Origin of the sequence: Streptomyces sp. NPDC052687, from assembly GCF_040678395.1 — a bacterium.
In the GTDB taxonomy this organism is placed as follows: Bacteria; Actinomycetota; Actinomycetes; order Streptomycetales; family Streptomycetaceae; genus Streptomyces.
The window spans coordinates 79,967-98,245 of record NZ_JBFATR010000003.1 but is presented as its reverse complement, the minus strand read 5'-3'; the positions used below and the strand labels follow the sequence as shown (position 1 = coordinate 98,245).

The window sequence follows — 18,279 nt, the reverse complement described above, 5'->3', positions numbered from 1 at the left end:
CGGTCCGGTCACGCCGCGAACGAGTGGCCCGAGGGACAGCATTCGTTAGGATCGGGCCATGAGCCGTGAGCCGAGCCGTGGACCGAACCCTGAGCCGAGCCGTGGACCGGGCGGGGAGCCGGGCGGCGTGCCGGGCCGGGAGCCGGGCGGCGCCGACGGCTTCCGTCCGCACCGCGTCGTCGTCCTCGCCCTCGACGGGCTCCTCCCCTTCGAACTGGGCATCCCGCACCGCATCTTCGGCCGCCCCAAGGACGCGCGGGGGCGGCGCCTCTACGAGGTCGTCACCTGCTCGGTGCGCCCGCCGGGCCCGGTGGAGACGGACGCGGACTTCGCCATCCACGTCGCCCACGGCCCGGAGGCCCTGGCCACCGCCGACACCGTGATCGTCCCGGCGTCGTACGAACTCGGCCCGGTCCACGAGGAGGGCGTGCTCACCGAGGAGCTGGCCGCCGCCCTCGCCCGCATCCGGCCCGGCACCCGGCTCGCCTCCATCTGCACCGGCGTGTACGTCCTGGCCGCCGCCGGCTACCTCGACGGCCGCCCGGCGACCACCCACTGGGCCGACGCCGAACGCCTCCAGCGGATGTTCCCCGAGGTGAAGGTCGACGCGGACGTCCTGTTCATCGACGACGGCGACGTGCTGACCTCCGCCGGGGTCGCGGCCGGCATCGACCTGTGCCTGCACATCGTGCGCCGCGACCACGGCACGGCCGTCGCCAACGACGTGGCCCGGCGCACGGTCGTCCCGCCGCACCGCGACGGCGGTCAGGCGCAGTACATCCAGCGCCCGGTGCCCGACCCGCAGCAGGCCACCACGACCACCGCCCGCGCCTGGGCGCTCGGCCGCCTCCACGAGCCGATCCAGCTGCGGGACATGGCCGAGCAGGAGGCCATGTCGGTGCGCACCTTCACCCGCCGCTTCCGCGAGGAGACCGGGGTCAGCCCCGGCCAGTGGCTCACCCAGCAGCGCGTCGAACGCGCGCGGTACCTGCTGGAGTCCACCGACCTCTCGGTCGACCAGGTCGCCCGCGACGCCGGCTTCGGCACCGCCCAGTCCATGCGCCAGCACCTGCAGGCCGCCCTGGGCGTCACCCCCACCGCCTACCGCCGGACCTTCCGGGCGTCGGCCGCAGCGGCGGCCGGGGGCCCGGGCCACCCCGGAGACGCGGGAGGCACGCGAGACCCGGGAAGCGCGCGAGGAACCCGCGGCGTCCAGAGCACCGGCACCGGCACCGGCTGAGACACCGGAAGCAGCCGAGCCAGGGGCACTCACGTCGCCACCAGCCGAGAACACCCCACCGCCTTCCGCCGCCTGTGGATAACTCCGGCCAACCACCAGGCGAGCGAAGGGAGTTGTGCGGTGAATTGCGCCGTGTACCGCTGCCCGAGCCCGGACGCGTCGAAAAGTTGTCCACAGCCTGTGGAGAAGCAAGTCGCCGGGCGCCCCCGCCACCGGCGATGCCGGAACCATCCACCCCTGAAGTCCGGTTGGCGGCGCGAGCGCGCCCGCCCCGAGCACGGCACCCCGCGCCGCCATCCGGCCCCGGCGCACTCTCCCCCGCTCTCGACTTCTCCCCATGAGCGGAGGCCCCCCACCGGTTCCCCAAGGCCCTGAGGGAACCGACGCCGGTTCACGACCCACACTCGTCGAGGATTTCCGTCACCGGAGCCCTCGTCGTCCCCTCGCGGCGAATCGCTGACCACAAGCGTGATCAAACGGACACGACCCGTCAACACCCAATAGGGGATTTGCCAGTTACGTCCGTTTTGGTGGAGGCGCGCACGGAAGCACATCCCGGCGCACCGCCCAACGGCTCGGCACGGTCCGCCGGATCACCGTGCACCCGTGCCCCCGCGCGAGGTCACACGGCCTCGTACGCCAGCCCCTCGCACGCCCCGTACATCGCCGTGCCGCCCGCGGGGCGGCCCGCCGCGGCCTGGCGCGTGGCGTCACGGCGGTCCAGTTCGCACCAGATGCGCTTGCCGGCGCCTTCCCGGCTCCAGCCCCAGCGGTCGGCGAGCCCGTCGACGAGCGCGAGGCCCCGGCCGCCGGTGTCGTCGCCGTCGGCCCAGCGCGGCACCGGCGCGCGGGTGCTGCCGTCGGTGACCTCCAGGCGGACGGTCGCCTCGCCGGCGGCGGCCTGGGGCAGGCAGAGCCGGAGGACGGCCGGACAGCCGGTGTGCACCACGGCGTTGGTGACCAGTTCCGAGACGATCAGGATGAGCGTCTCGGCCAGCGGTTCGTCGGCCGCTATCGCGGACCCGGCGAGCCGCGCGCGTGCCCACCTCCGGGCTCGCCCCACTTCAGCGGGGTCGGGCCGGATCTCCAGCTGCACTTGAAGCACCTGCACCGCTCACACCATCCGAACCGATGGACACCGAGGCTCGCGCCTCACGAGGGCCACGATCGTAGCCATTTTCCGCATGACCAGAACAACGACCAGAGCAAGGGTCACAGAATGTGAATTCCTTGCAGAACAGCTTCGTTGACGTACCGTCACCCCAACAAGCGCTTCGGGCATATTCCCGCGCGAAGGAGTACCCGTGCGGCATACTGTGCGACCCTCGTCGCACCGAGTCGAACAGGCGGAATGCGGCGCGTCGCCCACAAGGTACAGGAGCGGCGCCCCGACCCCAGGACGCGTCAACTGCCGCGCACAGCACCTCTCGTCATCGACGCTCCGTGACCACGGCGTGCCACGATCCGTGACATCGCCGGATGCGGAACCGGACCGTCCTCCACGGTTCCGACGACAGCGCAGCCCAGCGCCGTTCGGCCCACACCGCACGGCAGTTCACCCGCGAGCGGGCCCTCACTCTCCGTGCGCCCTTCCGCACGCTGAGCGCGCGCCCAGGCACGTTTCAGCAGCCGGCACGCCTCCGCCTCCCAGGTGAATCCCGTTCGGGCGTGGACCGGGGAGGCGGTGACGGCGGCGGGTCGCCCGTCCCCGCGCGGAGGGCGGCGACGGGGCGGCGGCTAGTCGGGAACGGTGAAGTAGCGCGCGAAGGCCGGTACGACGTCCGCCTCGCCGACCGTGCCGTCCCCGTCGGCGTCCAGCGCGGCGGCGGCCGCGCGGGCGCGCTCCCCGGGCACGCCCAGCGCGGTCAGCACGCGGGTGACGTTCTCGACGGTCGCGGCGCCGACCCCGTCCGTGTCGGCGACGTCGAGGGCGGCGTGCAGGAAGGGCCGGGCGATCTCGGCGAACCGCTCCGGGTTGTCCCGCAGCCGCTTCACCGCGCCGTTGACGAACTCCTCGCGGGTGATGCGCTGGTCACCGTCGCGGTCCGCTATCCCGGCCATGCCCTGCCAGAACGCCTCCGCGCCGCCGTACAGCGCCTGTCCCTTGTCGGACCGGGCCGCCGTACCGAACTCCGCGAGGACGGCCTTGGCCGCCGCGCTGAAGTCCTCACGGTCGATGGAGCCGTTGCCGTCCAGGTCGAAAGTGGCGAACCGGGCGGCGATCCCGCGCTCGTACTCGCTGCTGACCATCTCTTCTCAGGCCGCCTTACTTCACGTGGGGGTGCGTCTCGCTCGGAGCGTACGACGCCACCGTCGCCGGGGGAGCGGGAAAACGACGCTTGTACCAAGACTGCGGGAATTCCGGGACAACGCCGTGGCACGGGCGTGCCGGTGGTGACTAGGCGGAGAGCGGTTCGGTGTCCTCGGTCACGGCCGCCGTGAGATCCCCGTACACGTCGAACAGCCGGCGCACGCCCAAGGCGCCCAGCACGCGGTTGACATGAGAGCCGTCGACCGCGCCTTCGGCGGGGAGTATCAGCCGCAACCGGCCCTGGCAGGAGCGCAGCAGGCGACGCGCGGCGATCAGCACACCGACGCCGCTGGAGTCGCAGAAGAACACCTCGGAGAGGTCCAGGACGAGCCGGTGGCGGCCCTCGGCCACCACGTCGTGGACCCGCTGACGCAGCACCGGCGACGTCACCAGGTCCAGCTCGCCCGACACATGGAGCACGGCCCACTCGCCCCGCTCGTCGCCGGTCACATTGAACGCCACCACCAAGCCCTTCGTTCGCCGGAACGTCCCGGTACCGCCCGCCCGGAAACGGAAGCAGTCCCTACGCTTCCTTCTGCGTGGCTGCCCAGCGGCCGTTCCCTGAAACACCGCCCTGGAAACGGAAATCGATCGGAAAGGGCTTGTTTCAGTCCACTTCGATCCTGTTCGATCAGATCACAAACAAGTCTGGGTACAGAACGGTCGGGTACGCGCCAGGAAAAGAGGTTCGTTATCACCCGCGACCCGCCGGGGGCGCGCATTGCCACAAAGGGGCGTGCGTCGTCGGACGTGCCGACTACATTCGGGACGACGGTGGACGCACGCTGGAACGGACCCGGCACCGACGCGAGGGGAGGGGGCCCTGTGGCGACGAAGGACGCACCACCCCGCTGGGACCGCAAGATGCAGCAGCGGCTCGCCCGCGGCGAGGCGGCGGCCCTCGGCGAGCTGTACGACCGCTTCGCGACCCTCGTCCACGGACTCGCCCACCGCGTCCTCGGCGACGAGCACGCGGCCGACGGCATCACCCGCGAGGTCTTCGCCCACGTCTGGCAGCACCCCGACGCCTACGACCCGAAGCAGGGACCCCTGCGCTCCTGGGTCGCCGCCCTCACCCACCGCCTCGCCGTGCAGCGGCTGCGCGCCACCGAGACCGCCGCCCTGGCAGGCGGACACGGCACCTTCGAGGAACTGGAGCACAAGGTCCGCCACGCCGCCGTCGCCGCCCGCGCCGACTACATCGTCCAGTCCATGCCGGCACCGCTGCGCTCCGCCCTGGAACGCGCCTACTTCCAGCGCCGCGACTACCGCCAGACCGCCGCCGACCTCGGCATCACCGAGGACGAGGCCCGCCGCCGCCTCCGTCTGGGCCTCCAGCTGCTGTCCACCGCCCACGACACCGGCGCACCTCCCGGACCCGGAGGCACGGCATGACCGAGCCCGGATTCGAGGACGGCGAGGAGCCCGGCATCCCCGCCCGCCACCCCGCGCGAAGTCCTCGCATACCGCTGCCCCGCGCCGCCGTCGAGGACACCGGCCACCCCCTGCCCGCCCTCGACGACCTGCGCGCCGCCATGAACCCGCCCCGACTGCCCCACCGCGTCCTGACGTCCCTGCTGGGCGCCTGGGCGCTGTCCGCCTGCTCACCGGAGGAGACGGCCGCCGTCGAGGACCACCTCGGCACGTGCGGAAGTTGCGCCGACGAGGCCCGCCGGCTGCGCGAGGCGGTCGGCCTGCTCCACCCGCCCGAGACCCTCGACCTGGACCCGTCCCTGCGCACCCGCGTCCTCGAGACCTGCCTCGACCGCCGGCCGCCGAGCATCCCGGTCCCCGACTGGGCCACCGCCTACGACGCGGAGACCGCCCGCCTCGACGCGCTGCTGCAGGACTTCGGCGAGTCCGAATGGCACGCACCGGTCCGCCTGCGCTGGTACGACGGCAAGGACCGGACGACCCGGCGCACCACGGTCGCCGGCGTCATCGCCCACCTCCTCGCGGTCGACGGCCTCGTCGCCCTCGCCCTGGGCCTCGACGACCCCCTCGGCGACATCACCGCCGACCGGCCGACACCCGCGGCCCGCACCGAGGCCTGCTGGCGCTCCTCCCGTATCCCGCCGACCCGCTCCGTGCGCGCCCCCTGGCGCGAACAGAGCCACGCCCTGGTCCGCACGGTCGCCTTCACCGGAGGCGGCGCCGGGCGCATGGCGGTGCCGTACCACGACTTCACGCTGCCCCTGCACGACGCCATGATCGACCGCGCCTTCGAGTGCTGGACGCACGCCGAGGACATCGCGGACGCCGTGAACTACCCGTACGACGCGCCCTCCGGCCGCCACCTCAACCGCATGATCGACCTGGCCGCGAGGATGCTCCCCGAGGTCCTCGCCGCACGCCGCCGCGCGGGCCTCGCCGCCCCCGCCCGCCACCTCGTCGCCGCCGGCGACCCCGGCCGCACGCTCCGCCTGGAGATCGAGGGCTCCGGCGGCGGCGAGTGGCTGATCCCGCTGGACTCGCCCGCCGCGTCGCCGTCCACCGACCACGAGGTGGCCCATGTGGCGCTCGACGACGTCGAGTTCTGCGGACTCGCCGCCGGCCACGTCTCCCCCGAGGACGCCGCGGCCGGCCAGGACGGCGACCGCGAGGCCATCAGGGACGTCCTGTCCGCCGCGGCGGCGCTGAGCCGCATGTAGCCGCCCGGCGGGCGCGGCAGTTACGCGAAGACGACCGTCCGCCGGCCGTTCAGCAGGATCCGCCGCTCCGCGTGCCACTTCACGGCCCGCGCCAGCGCCTGGCACTCCACGTCCCGCCCGATCGCGACCAGCTGGTCCGGCGTGACGTCGTGGCCCACCCGCTCGACCTCCTGCTCGATGATCGGCCCCTCGTCGAGATCCGCGGTCACGTAGTGCGCGGTGGCCCCGATCAGCTTCACACCCCGCGCGTGCGCCTGGTGATACGGCTTCGCGCCCTTGAAGCTCGGCAGGAACGAGTGGTGGATGTTGATGATCCGCCCGCTCAGCTGCTTGCACAGGTCGTCGGAGAGCACCTGCATGTAACGGGCCAGCACGACCAGTTCCACCCGCTCCGCCCGGACGATCTCCAGCAGCCGCGCCTCCGCCTCCGGCTTGGTGTCCTTCGTCACGGGGATGTGGTGGAAGGGAATGTCGTACGACGCCACCAGCTCCGCGAAGTCCGTGTGGTTCGACACCACACCGACGATCTCCACCGGCAGCGCCCCGATCCGCGCCCGGAACAGCAGGTCGTTCAGGCAGTGCCCGAACTTGCTGACCATCAGCAGGACCCGCATCTTCTCCTCGGCGCGGTGGATCTGCCAGTCCATCTGGAAGGAGTCCCCGATCGCCGCGAAGCTGGCCCGCAGCTTCTCCACCGTCACCGGCGCCTCCGCCGAGAAGTGGACGCGCATGAAGAACAGACCGGTGTCCTGGTCACCGAACTGCTGACTGTCCACGATGTTGCAGCCGGTCATGAACAGGTAGCTCGACACGGCGTGCACGATGCCCTGCTTGTCCGGGCAGGAAAGGGTGAGGACGTACTGATCGGCGGGGGCCGCGGCTCCGGTGGACTGCTCGTTCATGCAGGACAGGGTCCCACAACGCCACCGCGCGCCCACAACCGTCCCGCCACCCGGACCGCCGCACGGCCCGTCCGCCGCGGGCCGCCCGCACGGTGCCCGACCGCCCGGCGCCCGCCGGTGGCTAGGCGGCCCGCGTGAGGATCCGCAGCACCTCCAGCGTGCGGGGCGCCGCGTCCGGGTCCTCCCCGTCGCTCACCGCCATCCGCACATGCGCGTCGCGGGCCGCCCGCACGGCCTCCGGCCACCCCGGGTGCTCCATGTACGACGCCACCGGCGCGTCCGGCCCCACCTGGTGCATGATCCGCAGCACCCGCAGCACCGCCGTGTCGACCAGCGCGGCCTCCTGCGAGTCCCGGAAGATCGTGCCCACGTACTTCTCCGCGGACCAGTGGTCCAGCCAGGTGTCCTCCACCAGCCGGTACACGGCGTCGGTCACGTCTCCGTACCCCTCGACACCCGCCAGCCAGACGTCCCGCTGGAACACCGGGTCGGAGAGCATGTGCAGCGCGGAACGCACATTGCTGCGCCAGCGCCACCACGGCATGTCGTTCAGTGGCATGCCACCCATCGTGGATGAGCGACGGCCGCGACGGGAAGAGTTCTCCGAACCTTGGACACCTTGCACGGTCATCGATCGTACGTTCCCCCCAACGGGCCGCTCACCGGCCCCCGTAATTCACCCGCGGGTCACCACTCGTTGACCGAAGGTCACTCCCAGGTTAGCGATGTGGCGGAATCGTGCGTGACCATGACCGGCAGGCGACGCACCCGCAGCACCTTCCTCCCCTTCGTCACCCGGCGCGCCACGGCGGTGGCCGCCATGGTGGCGTGCGCCGCACTGGCCGCCGGATGCGGTGTCGTCCCCGGTGTCACGGGGGGTGCCGGGGACGACACGATCACCGTCATGACCTGGGCGCCGTCGGACACCAACGCGACCGACAAGCCCGGCATGCCCGCCCTCGCCCTCGCCTACGCCCGCCATGTGAACGCCCAGGGCGGCATCGACGGCCGCAAGCTCAGGGTGCTGATCTGCAACGACCACAACGACAGCGTGGGCGCCGCCAAGTGCGCCCGCCGCGCGGTCAAGGAGAACGTGGTCGCGGTGGTCGGGTCGTACAGCCAGTACGCCGGCTCCTTCTTCCCGGTGCTGGAGGGCGCCGGCATCCCCTACATCGGCGGATACGGCGCCACCAACGACGAGTTCACCAGTCCGCTCTCCTACCCGGTCAACGGCGGTCAGCCCGCGCTGCTGGCCGGCCTCGGCAAGGAGCTGGCCCGCGGCTGCGGCCCGGTCACCCTGGTCCGCCCCGACACCATCGCCGGCGACGAGCTGCCCACCCTGATCAACGCGGGCCTGGAGGCGGGCGGGCACGAGAGCGCGGCCGACCTGCACGCCGCCGAGGACGCCACCGAGTACTCCGCCCAGGCGCAGCGCGCGCTGCGGCAGGCGACGGCCGACCCGGCCCGCAAGGGCTGCGTGGTGCCCGCGCTCGGCGGCCGCACCAGCACCTTCATGGACTCCTTCCGCCGCACGAGGGAGGACTTCCCGGACGTCCGCACCGGCACCGTGCTCGGCAGCGTCGACCAGACCGTGATCGACGCCTCCGGCGGCCGCTCGGGCCCCTACGAGGGGGCGTACATCACGGGCTGGTACCCGGTGGAGACCGACAAGCGCTGGGACGAGATGAAGCGGGTGATCCGCGAGCAGGCCTTCGCCGACACCCGGATCGACCCCGCGGACGCCGGGGTGCAGACCACCTGGATCGCCTACACCGTCTTCCGGGCGGTCGCCGAGGGCATCGGCGCGGACGAGGAGCTGACGGCGACCGCCGTGCGCCGGGCCCTGGACGACGGCGTCGAGGTCGCCACCGGCGGGCTCACCCCGACCCTGCGCTGGAAGTTCCAGGACCGGCTCGCCTCGGTGGGCTTCCCGCGGCTGGTGAACGCGAACGTCACCCTCCAGGTCGTCCGCGACGGCCGCCTGGTCGAGGCCCGCGAGGGCTTCATCGACGTGACGCGCACCCTGGAGGGCGCCGAGGTCGCCTGAGCGCCCGGCGCCCGCCCTCGCCCCCGCCCCGGCCTCACAGCTGGGTCGGCTGCCGCTCGGTCAGCCCGTACGTGCGGGCGATCGCGTTCCACAGTTTGGCGGCCTGCGCCTTCTGCGTCGTCGCGGTGCCGCTGTCCCGGTTGCCCGCCTCCGTCTGCGGGGTGCTGCGGGCCTGCCCCTTCTTGCACAGCTTGCCCTTGCGCGCGGCGACCTGGTCGGCCCAGCCGGCGTAGTGGTTGTCGGCGGACGCGGACGCCTTCCACGCGTTGGTGAGCGCGGTGGTCAGCGCCGCGTGGTCCGGCAGCTTGTCCACGGCCAGCCCGGACAGCCGGGTGACCAGCTCGTTGCGCTGCTCGGCCGCGTCCCGCAGGTCCTTGGCCGCCTGGGTGAGGTTGGTGCAGGACTTCACGTCGTTGACCGCGTTGATCACGGCGGTCCGGCTGTCGCCGCTGTCGGCGAGCAGCTTGTCCAGCGCGATCGCCTGCTGCTCGGCCGGGTCGGCGGACGGCGACGGGGACGCGCTCGCGGACTGGCTCGCGGGCGCCGTCGCGGAGACGGGCCGCGGTGACTCCTCCTCGCCGCCGTTGCCGGCGAGGAGCGCTCCCGCGCCGATCCCGACCACCGCGATGGCGATGCCGCACGCCGCGATCAGCGGCACCCGGGAGCCCGTGCGACCGCCGCGGCCCCGGCCCGGCGCGGGCTCGTCGTGCGCGCGCGCCGGCGGCCGCGGGGGGTCCTGGACGTGGGGCAGGTGCCGGGTGCCCTCGGCGGGGCCGTCCGCGCGGAAGAGGCTGTCGAACTCGGCGGGCGTCTGCCGGCCCCCGGCGACGGGCGGGATGTACTGGGTGGCCTGCGCGTCGGGCCCGGCCGGCGGCTGCGCGCCGGACGCGTCGCCCGAGGGGACCCGCCCCAGGTACCGGGTGCTCTCGTCGGGACGCTCGGCGGATCCCGCGGCGGGCATCTCCGGCGGCAGCGCCCCCGGCGTCACCGGCGGCAGGTACTGGGTCGCGCCCTCGTCGGCCGCGGGCCGCACGGGCGGCAGGTACTGGGTGGCCCCGTCCGGGCCGGGCGCGGCCCCGACCGGGGGTATGTACTGCGTGGCGCCCTCGTCGGCGGCCGGCGGCAGCGGCCCGCCACCGGGTGCCCCGGGGTACGCCCCCGCCGCGCCGCCCTGCACCGGCTGCCCCGCACCGTCGTAACCGCCCGCGTGGCCTCCGTACGCCGCACCGGGCGCCTGCGCGTACGGGCCGGCCGCCTCCGGACCCGGGCCGTACGCCTGCGCGGGAGCGCCCGCGTGCGGACCGTACGCCGCACCCGGCGCCCCCGCGTTCACGCCGTACGACGGGCCGGACGCCCCCTCGGGCGGCAGCGGACCCGCGCCCGGCGCGGACGGGCCCTGCTGCTGTGCGGGCGGGGCGGGCGGCGCGCCGTCGCCGGGCCGGGGCGCGGGGTGGCCGCCCTGCGGGTCGCCCCACGCCTGGTCCGGCGGCGCCGGCCAGTTCTGCTGCTGCGGGGTCGCGGCGTGCTGCTGCGGTCCGGGCCCCCAGGGCTCGCCCCAGGACTGGGCGCCGGGCGGGGCCTGGGCCGGAAGGGGGCCGTCGGCGGGGCGGCCGGGGCCTCCTTGCGCGCCCGGCAGCACGGGCTCGCCACCGTCGGAGGGCAGCACGATGCCTTCGTGCGCGCGCTGCGCCGAGGGCTCCTCGCCCTGTCCACTCTGCGTCACCGGGACTCCTACGAATGGGGGACCTTCGGAATCGTCGGCTCACGCTACCGGGTCCCCCGAGCCGGGTGCCACGCAGCACAGGACCCGGCCCTGTGACCTGTGACCGCGCCCCCGCGACCGGCCCGCGACGCTGTCCTCCCGTCACCTCCGCCCGTCAACCACCTGTTTCCCGCGCCGTCACCCGGCGGCGGACCGTCCGTTCACGCGGCCTGCTGAAGATCCAGGCGCGCCCCGAACTCCCTCACCACCGCCTCGTCCCGGAACGGCTCCAGACGCTGCTGGAAGTCCTCCAGGTACTCGGCGCCCCGGTTGGAGCGCAGGGTCTCCAGCAGCTCCACGGCCTTCAGCCCGGTGTGGCAGGCCTCTTCGATCTCGCGCTGCTGCACCTGCGCCGTGGCGAGCAGCACATAGCCGATCGCGCGCCGCCGGGCCCGGGACGCGGGGTGCCCCTCCAGGGACTGCCGCGCGCACCGGGCGGCGGCCTCGGCCTGGCCCAGGTCGCGGTGGCAGTGGGCGAGTTCGTCGGCGAGGTAGGCCTGGTCGAAGTGGGCGATCCACGCGGGGTCGTCCCCGGAGTCCGGGTCCGCCTGCTCCATGGCGCTCACCGCGCGCCCCACGGCGGCCTGGGCGGCCCGCGCGTCCCCCATCAGCGCGTGGCCGCGTGCCTCCGCCGCGTGGAACATGGCCTCCGCGCGCGGGGTCACGCGCCCCCGCGCCCCCTCTTGCGCCGCCCGCGCCAACTGGGCGATCTCCCGCGGGTTTCCGAGCTGGGCGGCCAGGTGGCTCATGGAGGCGGCCAGCACATAGCCGCCGTAGCCGCGGTCGCCCGCCGCCTGGGCGAGCCGCAGCGCCTGGATGTAGTAGCGCTGGGCCAGCCCCGGCTGCCCGGTGTCCACCGCCATGTAGCCGGCGAGCTCGGTCAACCGGGCGACGGCGGCGAACAGTTCGCGGCCGACGGACTCCCGGTAGGACCCGGCGAGCAGGCCGGAGACGACGCTGTTGAGGTAGTGCACGACGACCGGGCGGACGTGCCCGCTGCCGTACTGGTGGTCCAGGTCGACCAGCGCCTGGGTCATCGAGCGCACGGCGGCCACGTCCGACCGGCCCACGCGGGGACCGGCCGAGCGCGCCACCTGCGCGTCGGGCGCGGAGATCAGCCAGTCGCGGCTCGGCTCGACCAGCGCCGAGGCGGCGACGGACGAACCGGACAGGAAGTCGCGGCGCCCGACGTCGCTGCGCCACAGCTCGCAGACCTGCTCGATGGCTCCCAGTACCGTCGGCGAGAACTGGAGGCCGACGCCCGACGCGAGGTTCTTGCCGTTGGCCATGCCGATCTCGTCGATCGTGACCGTACGGCCGAGTTTGCGGCCCAGCGCCTCGGCGATGATCGCCGGGGCGCGGCCGCGCGGCTGCTGTCCGCGCAGCCAGCGTGCCACGGACGTCTTGTCGTAGCGCAGGTCGAGTCCGTGTTCGGCGCCGCACATGTTGACCCGGCGGGCGAGCCCGGCGTTCGAGCACCCCGCCTCCTGGATGAGCGCCTGCAGCCGTTCGTTCGGCTGCCGCGCGACGAGAGGCCTTGCGGCCATGGCGTAAACCCCCTGTGGCTGCGGTGCCTGCCCGTGCACCGAGTTGTCGTGTCTTCCCCGCCCGTCGCCCCTCGCCGGCGGCGAGAGATTCCGGTCGTGAAGATCAATGCCCCGCGGTCATACCGAAAATGCGGACATGCCCCGAAAACACGAGGCATGCACGGATTACCGGGTACGCCGGGGTAAGAGCACCCCGTACCCACCCGTCCCCCCTCGTGGCTACCCAGCTCCCTCCGCGGACCCAACCGCGCGCCCCCGTACATGCACCCATGCGCCCCGGACGCCGAATCGATGCTCCTCCCCCGCGCGCGCAGGGGGCCGTAACCCGAGGTGAGCGCGGGAGTTGAGTTCCACGTGGAAGAGACGATCCGGGGCACCGAAACCGCACAGATTCCCAAGCAGCGCGGGGACTCGCTGCTGGAGACCGCCGTTCGCTACGCCGAGGAGCGCCACTGGGACGTGTTCCCGGGCACCTGGCTGGAAGCCGTCGACGGACATCAGCGCTGCTGCTGCGGCGACCCGCTGTGCGAGGAGCCCGGCGCGCACCCCGCGCGCGCGGACTGGGCGACCCAGGCGACGGGCAGCGCGACCGTCGCGCGCCGGATGTGGCAGAAGCAGCCGAACGCCTCGATCCTGCTGCCGACGGGGCGTACGTTCGACGCGATCTCCGTGCCGGAGACGGCCGGGTTCCTGGCGCTCGCGCGCATGGAGCGGATGGAACTGACGCTAGGCCCGGTGACGTTGACGCCGGCCCGGCGGATGCAGTTCTTCGTCCTGCCCGGGGCCGCCGCCAAGGTGCCGGACCTGGTGCGCAAGCTGGGCTGGTCGCCGGCGTCGCTGGATCTGCTGGCGCTCGGCGAGGGCGGTTACGTGGCGGCGCCTCCCACGCGGTACGGGTCGCGGGGGGCCGTGCAGTGGGCCTGCCGGCCGACGCCCGCCAACCGGTGGCTGCCGGACGCCGAGGAGCTGATCTCGCCGCTCGCCTACGCGTGCGGGCGGGATCGCTGACGCCGGAGGGTCCGCCCGCTCGCCGGTCGTCGGCGGCTGCGGGTCACGGGGGTTGATGGCGCGGTTCCCCGCGCTCCTGGGTGGGGGACCTGACCGTAGGGTTCAGGCATGACGTCAGCCGTACGTGTGCAAGGACTCTGGAAGCGGTTCGGGCAGCAGGTCGCCGTCGCCGGGATCGATCTGGAGCTGCCCGCCGGGAAGTTCGTCGGGCTGGTCGGGCCCAACGGGGCCGGGAAGACCACGACGCTCTCCATGGTGACCGGGCTGCTGCGGCCCGACCAGGGCACCGTCGAGGTCGTCGGGCACGACGTGTGGCGGGACCCGGTCGAGGTGAAGGCGCGGATCGGGGTGCTGCCCGAGGGCCTGCGCCTGTTCGAGCGGCTGTCGGGGCGGGAACTGCTGGCGTACACGGGCAGGTTGCGCGGACTGCCCGGCGCCGAGGTGGACAAGCGCGCCACCCAGCTGCTGGACGTCCTGGATCTGGCGGGCGCGCAGCACAAGCTGGTCGTGGACTACTCGACCGGCATGCGCAAGAAGATCGGGCTGGCCGCCGCCCTGCTGCACAACCCCGAGGTGCTGTTCCTCGACGAGCCGTTCGAGGGCGTCGACCCGGTCTCCGCGCAGACCATCCGGGGCGTCCTGGAGCGGTACACCGCCTCCGGCGCCACCGTGGTCTTCTCCTCCCATGTGATGGAACTGGTCGAGTCGCTGTGCGACTGGGTCGCCGTCATGGCCGCCGGACGGATCCGCGCGCACGGCACCCTCGCCGGGGTGCGGGGCACCGCCCCCACCCTGCAGAAGGCCTTCCTGGAGCTGGTCGGCGCGCAGGGACGGGACGCCGGGACCGACCTCGACTGGCTCGGCGGCGGCGCCCGGTGAGCGCGGCCGGCACCCACACGGGTCTCACCGCCACCGTCGTACGGCTGAAGCTGTCGCTGCTGCGCAACGGGCTGCGGCAGTCCGGCGGGCGCAGGGCCGCGTACCTCGCGTCGGCCGTCGTCACACTGCTGTTCGCCGTGCTCCAGGTGCTCGGGCTGGTCCTGCTGCGCGGCACCGCGCACGCCGACTCCCTGGTCGTGCTGCTGGCGGCGGTGCTGGGCCTGGGGTGGGCGGTGATGCCGCTGTTCTTCCCCAGCGGCGACGAGACCCTCGACCCGACCCGGCTGGTGATGCTGCCGCTGCGGCCCCGGCCGCTGGTGCGGGCGCTGCTCACCGCCTCGCTGGTGGGGATCGGGCCGCTGTTCACGCTCTGCCTGTTCGCCGGTTCGGTCGTCACGGTCGCGCGCGGGGCGGCGGCGTACGCCGTGGGCGTGGTCGCCGTCGTGCTGGGGCTGCTGGTCTGCGTGGCCTTCGCGCGGGCCGTCGCGGCCGCCAACGTCCGGCTGCTGACCAGCCGCCGGGGCCGCGATCTCGCGGTGCTGAGCGGGCTGGTCGTGGCGATCGGCGCGCAGGTCGTCAACTTCGGCGCGCAGCGGCTCGGTTCCGCCGGGCTCGGGCAGCTCGACCCGGCGGCGGACGTACTGCGCTGGGTGCCGCCCGCGTCGGCGCTCGGCGCGGTGCACTCGGTCAGCGGCGGCGACCACGCGACGGCCGCGCTGCAACTGGCGCTCACCGTGGCGGCGCTGGCCGCCCTGATCGCCGTATGGGCGAGGCATCTGACCCGGCTGATGACCTCGCCGGACGCGTCCACGCTGCCGGGCGCGGCCGGCGCCGCGCGGGAGCGGTCCTCGACGCGGCTCGGGCGGCTGCTGCCGGGCGGGCGGACCGGGACGGTGATGGAGCGCAGCCTGCGCTATGTGTGGCGGGACCCGAAGACCAAGGCGGCGTGGGTGACCTCGCTGGCGATCGGGCTGATCGTGCCGGTGTTCAACGCGGTCCAGGGCACCGGGTCGGTCTACTTCGCCTGCTTCGCGGCGGGCATGCTCGGCATCCAGATGTACAACCAGTTCGGGCAGGACACCTCCGCGTTCTGGATGGTCGCGATGACGATCTCGTCCCCGCGGGACGCCTATGCCGAGCTGCGCGCGCGGGCACTGGCCCTGCTGGTGATCACCCTGCCGTACGCCGCCGCGGTCACCGTCCTCACCGCGGGCCTGCTCGGCGACTGGGCGCGGCTGCCGGAGGCGCTGGGGCTGTCCTTCGCGCTGCTCGGGGCGATGCTGGCGACCGGGGCGTGGACCTCGGCGCGGTTCCCGTACTCCATCCCGCAGGAGGGCTACAAGAACGTGGCCCCCGGCCAGGCCGGGCTCGCCTGGATCTCCATCTTCGGCGGGATGGTGGCCGCCGCGCTGCTGTGCTCGCCCGTCATCGCGGCGGCGGTCTGGATCCACACGGGCGCGGACGCCGAGCGGTGGAGCCCGCTGCTGCTGCCGGTGGGCACGGTCTGGGGCGCGGGCCTCGCCTACGCCGGCCTGCGCCTGGCCGCGCCCCGGACGGCGGCGCGGCTGCCGGAGATCCTCACGGCGGTGAGCAAGGCGTGAGGTGAGGGCGGGGGCCGGGGGCGGGGTCAGGTCTCGGGGACGCCGTTCTCGGGGGCGCCGTTCTCGCGGGCGCCGCTCTCGGGGGCGCCGCTCTCGGGGGCGCCGCTCTCGCGGGCGCCGTTCTCGCGGGCGCCGCTCTCGGGGGCGCCGTCGTCGCGGACGCCGTTCTCGGGGACGCCGTCGTCCCGGACGCCGTCGTCGCGGAGGCGGTTCAGGAACGGCTCGATCGCCGCGCGCCAGGCCTCCGGCTGGTCGTAGTGGACGAGGTGGCCGGCGTCGGCGACCTCGGCGTACTCGCCGCGCGGGAGGACCCGGACCATCTCCTGGGCCTCTGCGCGGCCCAGCTCGCCGTCGAGGCCGCGGACCACCAGGGTGGGGCAGCGGACCTGGGCCAGCTCCTCCCAGTGGGCGTCGTACACCCAGGTCTCGCGGGACCTCAGCATCTGCTCGGGCTCGAAGACGGGCCGCCAGCCGTCCGGGGACTCGGCCATGACCTCGGCGTAGAACGCGCCGCGGGCCGGGTTGGGGCGCTCCACCCAGGGGTCGTCCTCGCCGAACCACTTGCGGACGTCGGCGAGCGTGGCGAAGGGCACCGGCCAGGACGCGAACCAGGCGGCCCACTCGCGCTGCGAGGCGGCGCCCAGCGCGGAGGCCCGCATGTCACAGATGATCAGGGCGCGCACCAGGTCGGGGCGTTTGGCGGCGAGCTGCCAGGCGGTCAGCGCGCCCATGGCGTGGCCGATCAGCACGGCCGGGCCGAGGCCGAGCTGTTCCAGGGCGGCCTCGGCGTCGTCGACGTAGGCCTCGCGGGTGTAGGCGGCCCGCGGGGGCTTCTCGCTCTGGCCGTGCCCGCGCTGGTCGAGTGCGACGGCGCGATGGCGCTCGGCGAGCCAGCGGGCGGTGGGCGCCCAGTGGGAGGCGCGGCCCATGAGGCCGTGGAGTAACAGCACGCCGGGCCGGGCGGGGTCCGGGCCGGTGCCGCTCTTGGGTGGGTCGCCGAACTCCCAGGCGGCAAGGCGTACGCCGCCCGCTCCGGTCACGTCGATACGCCGTGCCATGATCCCGGCACCCCCAAGCTCCGCTCGTACGCCTGAGTACTGCTGGTCGTGCTCTGGTACTGCCGTAGTGCCGTACTGCCGTGCGGTGCTGTCGTCCGCCCCCGCAGACTATCGAAAGTCCATTCGAAGATGCGGCGTCCGCGGACAACACCCCTCGTTCGAGTGACCCCTCTCAAGGAATGATCGCCGCCGCCGAGGGGAGATCTCTCAACGGGAGCGGACCGCTCGGGGAAACCGGTCCGAGGGGGACGACCCTGAGAGCTCGGGGCTCCGGGTCGAAGCAGGGGAGGACAGGCCCCGGCGCCGCGAGGCGCCGGGGCCCACACCTGACAGGGCACCGGGGCCCACACCGGACAGCGTGACACGCGAAGCGTCCGGCCGTCGGCGTTCCGGGTCACAACTCCTGGGGACGGCAAGCGAGTCGGGCGGGCGGCCCGGCGGGTGCCGGTCGCGCGCCGTCTCAGCGCTTGGCGACGAAGACGTGGGACGCCACGTCCGCCTCCAGCTCGGCGGCCTCGCCGCCGCTGCCCACCAGCACACCGCCGGCCGACTCCGTCACACTCACCACCGAACCGGGCTGCACACCCGCGCGCCGCAGCGTGTACATCAGCTGGGCGTCCGTCTGGATCGGCTCGCCGATCCGGCGCACCACCACCGTCTTGCCCTCCGTGCCCGGGTCGAGCTCGGCCAGCGAGACCATGCCCTCGTCGAGGAACGGGTCGGCGCCGTCCTTCTCGCCCAGCTCCTCAAGGCCCGGGATCGGGTTGCCGTACGGCGACTCGGTCGGGTGGCGCAGCAGCTCCAGGACGCGCCGCTCGACCGCCTCGCTCATCACGTGCTCCCAGCGGCAGGCCTCGGCGTGCACCTGCTCCCACTCCAGGCCGATCACGTCGACGAGCAGACACTCCGCGAGCCGGTGCTTGCGCATCACACGCGTGGCGAGCCGGCGGCCCTCCTCGGTCAGCTCCAGGTGCCGGTCGCTCGCGACGGACACCAGCCCGTCACGCTCCATCCGCGCCACCGTCTGGCTGACCGTCGGCCCGCTCTGGTCGAGCCGCTCGGCGATCCGGGCGCGCATGGGGACCACACCTTCCTCCTCCAGCTCGAGGATGGTGCGGAGATACATCTCCGTCGTGTCGATCAGTCCGGACATACGTGCCCCTCGATGAGATGAGATCTGCCGAAGGCTCGACGCCCCTCGGCGCGTGCGCTGGCCCTGCCATCAATTCTGCCGGATGCCACTGACAACCGTGCCGCGCCGCCGAAACGCGGG

At 73.8% G+C, this 18,279-nt stretch carries 15 protein-coding genes and 1 pseudogene; 7 read left to right on the top strand and 9 right to left on the bottom strand.

What is annotated here, in order from left to right; all coding sequences use genetic code 11:
* Window positions 1–58 precede the first annotated feature (58 nt).
* Window positions 59–1,240, top strand: a complete 1,182-nt coding sequence (locus AB0K92_RS05225) for a helix-turn-helix domain-containing protein (protein WP_365919559.1) — start codon at window positions 59–61, stop codon at window positions 1,238–1,240.
* A gap of 622 nt (window positions 1,241–1,862) precedes the next feature.
* Here the strand turns inward: AB0K92_RS05225 and AB0K92_RS05220 are convergent.
* The 3 genes from AB0K92_RS05220 to AB0K92_RS05210 all read right to left on the bottom strand — a co-directional run bounded on the left by AB0K92_RS05220 (window position 1,863) and on the right by AB0K92_RS05210 (window position 4,019).
* Entirely contained in the window at window positions 1,863–2,336 is a 474-nt protein-coding gene (locus tag AB0K92_RS05220; RefSeq protein ID WP_365919889.1) for an ATP-binding protein, read from the bottom strand.
* A gap of 641 nt (window positions 2,337–2,977) precedes the next feature.
* Window positions 2,978–3,490, bottom strand: a complete 513-nt coding sequence (locus AB0K92_RS05215) for an EF-hand domain-containing protein (RefSeq protein ID WP_365919557.1) — start codon at window positions 3,488–3,490, stop codon at window positions 2,978–2,980.
* 148 nt (window positions 3,491–3,638) lie between these two features.
* Window positions 3,639–4,019, bottom strand: coding sequence for an STAS domain-containing protein (locus tag AB0K92_RS05210; protein WP_165999787.1), 381 nt, complete (start codon window positions 4,017–4,019; stop codon window positions 3,639–3,641).
* A 357-nt stretch (window positions 4,020–4,376) separates the two neighbouring features.
* On the opposite strand from AB0K92_RS05210, the gene AB0K92_RS05205 reads away from it, so the two are divergent.
* Together AB0K92_RS05205 and AB0K92_RS05200 are read left to right on the top strand one after the other, a co-directional pair.
* On the top strand, window positions 4,377–4,946 hold the full coding sequence (locus AB0K92_RS05205; protein WP_365919555.1) for a sigma-70 family RNA polymerase sigma factor: 570 nt from the start codon (window positions 4,377–4,379) through the stop codon (window positions 4,944–4,946).
* Window positions 4,943–6,202: a zf-HC2 domain-containing protein gene (locus tag AB0K92_RS05200; protein WP_365919553.1), complete on the top strand. Its 1,260-nt coding sequence runs from the start codon at window positions 4,943–4,945 to the stop codon at window positions 6,200–6,202. Before AB0K92_RS05205 ends, AB0K92_RS05200 begins: the two co-directional genes overlap by 4 nt.
* 20 nt (window positions 6,203–6,222) lie before the next feature.
* On the opposite strand, the gene purU is transcribed toward AB0K92_RS05200, so the two are convergent.
* Complete coding sequence (purU, locus tag AB0K92_RS05195; protein ID WP_365919551.1) at window positions 6,223–7,104, bottom strand: formyltetrahydrofolate deformylase; 882 nt, start codon at window positions 7,102–7,104, stop codon at window positions 6,223–6,225.
* Between the two features lie 121 nt (window positions 7,105–7,225).
* Window positions 7,226–7,735, bottom strand: coding sequence for a hypothetical protein (locus tag AB0K92_RS05190; RefSeq protein ID WP_365759570.1), 510 nt, complete (start codon window positions 7,733–7,735; stop codon window positions 7,226–7,228).
* 117 nt (window positions 7,736–7,852) lie between these two features.
* Between AB0K92_RS05190 and AB0K92_RS05185 the strand changes: the two genes are divergently transcribed.
* Window positions 7,853–9,151 (top strand): ABC transporter substrate-binding protein, encoded by a 1,299-nt coding sequence (locus AB0K92_RS05185; RefSeq protein ID WP_365919550.1) that lies wholly within the window; start codon window positions 7,853–7,855, stop codon window positions 9,149–9,151.
* Window positions 9,152–9,185: 34 nt separating this feature from the next.
* Here the strand turns inward: AB0K92_RS05185 and AB0K92_RS05180 are convergent, their stop codons facing one another.
* Window positions 9,186–10,874 (bottom strand): hypothetical protein, encoded by a 1,689-nt coding sequence (locus AB0K92_RS05180; protein ID WP_365919549.1) that lies wholly within the window; start codon window positions 10,872–10,874, stop codon window positions 9,186–9,188.
* 200 nt (window positions 10,875–11,074) lie between these two features.
* Window positions 11,075–12,460, bottom strand: a complete 1,386-nt coding sequence (locus tag AB0K92_RS05175) for a transcriptional regulator (protein WP_365919547.1) — start codon at window positions 12,458–12,460, stop codon at window positions 11,075–11,077.
* A gap of 354 nt (window positions 12,461–12,814) precedes the next feature.
* On the opposite strand from AB0K92_RS05175, the gene AB0K92_RS05170 reads away from it, so the two are divergent.
* From AB0K92_RS05170 to AB0K92_RS05160, 3 genes are all read left to right on the top strand, one after another.
* On the top strand, window positions 12,815–13,468 hold the full coding sequence (locus tag AB0K92_RS05170) for a bifunctional DNA primase/polymerase (RefSeq protein ID WP_365919545.1): 654 nt from the start codon (window positions 12,815–12,817) through the stop codon (window positions 13,466–13,468).
* A gap of 108 nt (window positions 13,469–13,576) precedes the next feature.
* Entirely contained in the window at window positions 13,577–14,347 is a 771-nt protein-coding gene (locus tag AB0K92_RS05165; RefSeq protein ID WP_365919543.1) for an ABC transporter ATP-binding protein, read from the top strand.
* Window positions 14,344–15,948, top strand: a complete 1,605-nt coding sequence (locus AB0K92_RS05160) for a transporter (protein ID WP_365919541.1) — start codon at window positions 14,344–14,346, stop codon at window positions 15,946–15,948. Before AB0K92_RS05165 ends, AB0K92_RS05160 begins: the two co-directional genes overlap by 4 nt.
* Before the next feature lie 209 nt (window positions 15,949–16,157).
* Here the strand turns inward: AB0K92_RS05160 and AB0K92_RS05155 are convergent.
* Window positions 16,158–17,006, bottom strand: a pseudogene (locus tag AB0K92_RS05155) (alpha/beta hydrolase); the annotation flags it as partial.
* A gap of 460 nt (window positions 17,007–17,466) precedes the next feature.
* Window positions 17,467–18,159, bottom strand: coding sequence for a metal-dependent transcriptional regulator (locus AB0K92_RS05150; RefSeq protein ID WP_165999814.1), 693 nt, complete (start codon window positions 18,157–18,159; stop codon window positions 17,467–17,469).
* Between the last annotated feature and the right edge of the window lie 120 nt (window positions 18,160–18,279).